Here is a 2849-nt window from a genome sequence, read left to right on the forward strand (position 1 = left end):
TGCTGATTGATGCCGAAGATGTCATCGTGCATCTTTTCCGTCCCGAAGTCCGCAGCTTCTACAATCTGGAACGCATGTGGGCATTTGGTGACGCGCCCGAAGTCGCGTCGCAATAAGACCGGTCGCCTGCGCCGATGGCGATGCGCCTGCATATCATCGCGCGCGGCAAGATTGGCCGCTCCCCCGAATCGGAACTGGTCGATCGCTATCTGAAACGGATTAGCTGGCCAACACGGCACAGCGAACTGCCGGATCGCGGCGGAGAGCTTCCTGCGTCGGACAGCCCGCATAAAACCATCATGATGGATGAAAAGGGCGAGCAGCTTAGCTCGGTAGAATTTGCGCGCCTCCTTGAACGCTGGCGTGACGATGGTGTGCGCGAAGTACGTTTCCTGATTGGCGCAGCCGATGGCTTTGACGACACGGCCCGCGCCGGTGCGGACAGACTGATTGCCTTCGGCAAAGCGACATGGCCGCATTTAATGGCGCGCGCGATGCTCGCCGAACAATTGTTCCGCGCCACCTCCATCATTGCCAACCACCCTTATCATCGTGAAGGATAAAGCCATGCGGTTTTGGCTTACCCTCGCAACGTTGATTTTGGCGCCTCTGTCTATTGCAGGCGGGTTAATGGCGCAGGAAATTGTTTCAGACGATGCGCCGCAAAATGCGATGCGCGCTTTGCAGGATAGGGCGCTGACCGCCGAACGCCGCAGCGAATTGTTGCGGCAGGAGGCAAGCAACGCCCAAAGCACCGCAGACCGCTTTATTGCCCAACGCGCGGTGCTGTCGGCTGAAATTGACGCAGCAGAGGCGCAAATCGACACTGCGGCCGCGCGCGTGGGGATTATATCGCGCAGCCAGAAAGCACAGCGCGCGGATTATATCCACTTGCGCGCCATCATGGCGACGGTGCAGCCCGCAATAATGCGCAAGACCAGCGCATTGCGCCAGCAGATTGCCGCGCAAAGCGAACTGGAGGCGCAGGAGGTATCTGCGCTCAAATCTTTGCGTGACGCCCGAGGTCGCCTGACAAACCGTCACTCCGCCTTGGCCGCATGGGAAGGGGATATTTTGGGCAACAACGCCGTCCTGTCGGCCAATGCCGCCATCGCCTTTGAACAAGCGATTGCCCAAGGCGAGCGCGCCCGTGATATCGTCGGGCGGATCGACAATCAGCGTTTGAGTGCGACAAAGGCCGCTGAATTGGCGGCGCTCGATGGTCCCTTTATACGCCCCGGACACAGCGAACAGGGCCGTTCGCGCAGTAGCGCCTATATTCTTCCCGCCGCTGGGCAGGTTGTCGCCGGCTTTAGTGAACTCAACGTCAACGGCTATCGCGAGCGCGGCATTAGGCTGGCGGTCACACAAGCCGCACGCATCGTCGCGCCAGCAGGCGGAATTATCTCCTTTGCCGGGCGGTACCGCAGCTATAGCAATATCGTGATTATCGAACATGGCAAAGGGTGGAACAGCCTGATCACCAACCTCGATTCGGTGGAAGTCGCTAAAGGCCAGAAAATTGATCAAGGCGCCTTACTTGGGCGCGCCGGAAAAGATGGACCTGAAATTGGCGTTGAACTGCGCAAGAACGGTCGCGTGATGGACATCGCGGCCATGCTTGGTTGAGTTTAGCGCGCTTGGTCGAGGCAGGATATTGGTTGGTGATAACGTGCTTTCACCTTAGGTTCAGTCGCGATATAGCAGCAACAATCTGATGAAATGGAATTGGTCTATGAAGAACCGTTTGCTGCCCTCAACCCTTGCCATAATATTGGCGCTTGCGGTGCCTGCCACCGTTTTGGTCGCGCAAAACATCCAATGGCAACAACAGCAGGCGCAGCAGATTGAGGATCTGGACGAATTCCTCGCGGTGTATCGCAAGGTGAAATCCAGCTATGTCGACAAGGTTGACGACAAGCAGCTTATGGAAGGCGCCATTCAGGGGATGCTGGCCAGCCTTGATCCGCATAGTGGTTTCCTCGACCGAACCGACTTTAACTCGTTACGCACACAGATTGATGGCGAATATGGCGGCCTAGGTCTGACCGTCACGATGGAAGATGAAGCGGTAAAGGTTATCGCGCCGACGAAGGATACGCCTGCGGATAAAGCGGGCATTAAGTCGGGTGATTTCATCACACATTTGGATGGCAAGTTGATTGTCGGCGGTACGCTTGATGAAGCGGTAGAGGCGATGCGCGGCGCGCCGGGTACAACGATCAAGCTTTCGATATTCCGTCCTGGCCGTAATGCGCCGTTCGACCTAACCCTCACACGCGCCATCATCGACCTCAAGCCTGTGCGCTGGGAAGTGAAAGACCGCATTGGCGTCATTTCAGTTACCGGTTTTTCCGAACAGACCGGCGCTGACGTCGTCGCGGCGGTTGCGGGTATCAAGAAAACGCTTGGCGGCAACCCGCTGGGCTATATTGTCGATTTGCGGTCGAACCCCGGCGGTATCTTGGATGAGGCAGTGGCCGTGTCCGATGCCTTTTTGACAAAGGGCGAGATCGTATCCGAGCGTGGCCGCGACAAAAATGACATCAACCATTGGTGGGCAGAACGGGCGGTACCCGGTGATGTGACCAATGGCGCACCGATTATCGTTTTGGTTGATGCGGGTTCTGCATCGGCATCCGAAATCGTTGCCGGCGCGTTGCAGGACAACCACCGCGCGTTGGTCATGGGCGAACGCAGCTTTGGCAAGGGATCGGTGCAAAATGTCCTTCCCTTGACCCGCGACACTGGCTTGCGCCTCACGGTCGCGCGGTATCATTTGCCCTCGGGCCGATCGGTGCAGGAAGGCGGTATCAAGCCCGATATCCGCGTTCCGCAATTGACCGACC

At 57.6% G+C, this 2849-nt stretch carries 4 protein-coding genes; all 4 read left to right on the top strand.

Features of this window, described 5'->3' with window-relative positions:
* Nucleotides 1-116 (top strand): RsfS/YbeB/iojap family protein (locus ACIQ2T_RS12990; RefSeq protein WP_397591173.1); only part of this gene is annotated, 116 nt, incomplete at its 5' end.
* A 24-nt stretch (nt 117-140) separates the two neighbouring features.
* Nucleotides 141-563 carry a 23S rRNA (pseudouridine(1915)-N(3))-methyltransferase RlmH gene (locus tag ACIQ2T_RS12995; RefSeq protein WP_397591170.1) on the top strand — a complete coding sequence of 141 codons (423 nt, stop codon included), beginning with the start codon at nt 141-143 and terminating at the stop codon, nt 561-563.
* 4 nt (nt 564-567) lie between these two features.
* Entirely contained in the window at nt 568-1629 is a 1062-nt protein-coding gene (locus tag ACIQ2T_RS13000; RefSeq protein WP_397591171.1) for a murein hydrolase activator EnvC family protein, read from the top strand.
* 106 nt (nt 1630-1735) lie between these two features.
* On the top strand, nt 1736-2849 hold a 1114-nt coding region (locus ACIQ2T_RS13005; RefSeq protein WP_397591172.1), incomplete at its 3' end, for a S41 family peptidase.

The sequence above is a fragment of the Sphingorhabdus sp. genome (assembly GCF_044357595.1).
GTDB lineage: Bacteria > Pseudomonadota > Alphaproteobacteria > Sphingomonadales > Sphingomonadaceae > Sphingorhabdus_B.

Coding starts and splice junctions, on each gene's coding strand:
- ACIQ2T_RS12995 (WP_397591170.1), top strand. CDS start 141: ATGCGCCTGCATATCATCGCGCGCGGCAAGATTGGCCGCTCCCCCGAA.
- ACIQ2T_RS13000 (WP_397591171.1), top strand. CDS start 568: ATGCGGTTTTGGCTTACCCTCGCAACGTTGATTTTGGCGCCTCTGTCT.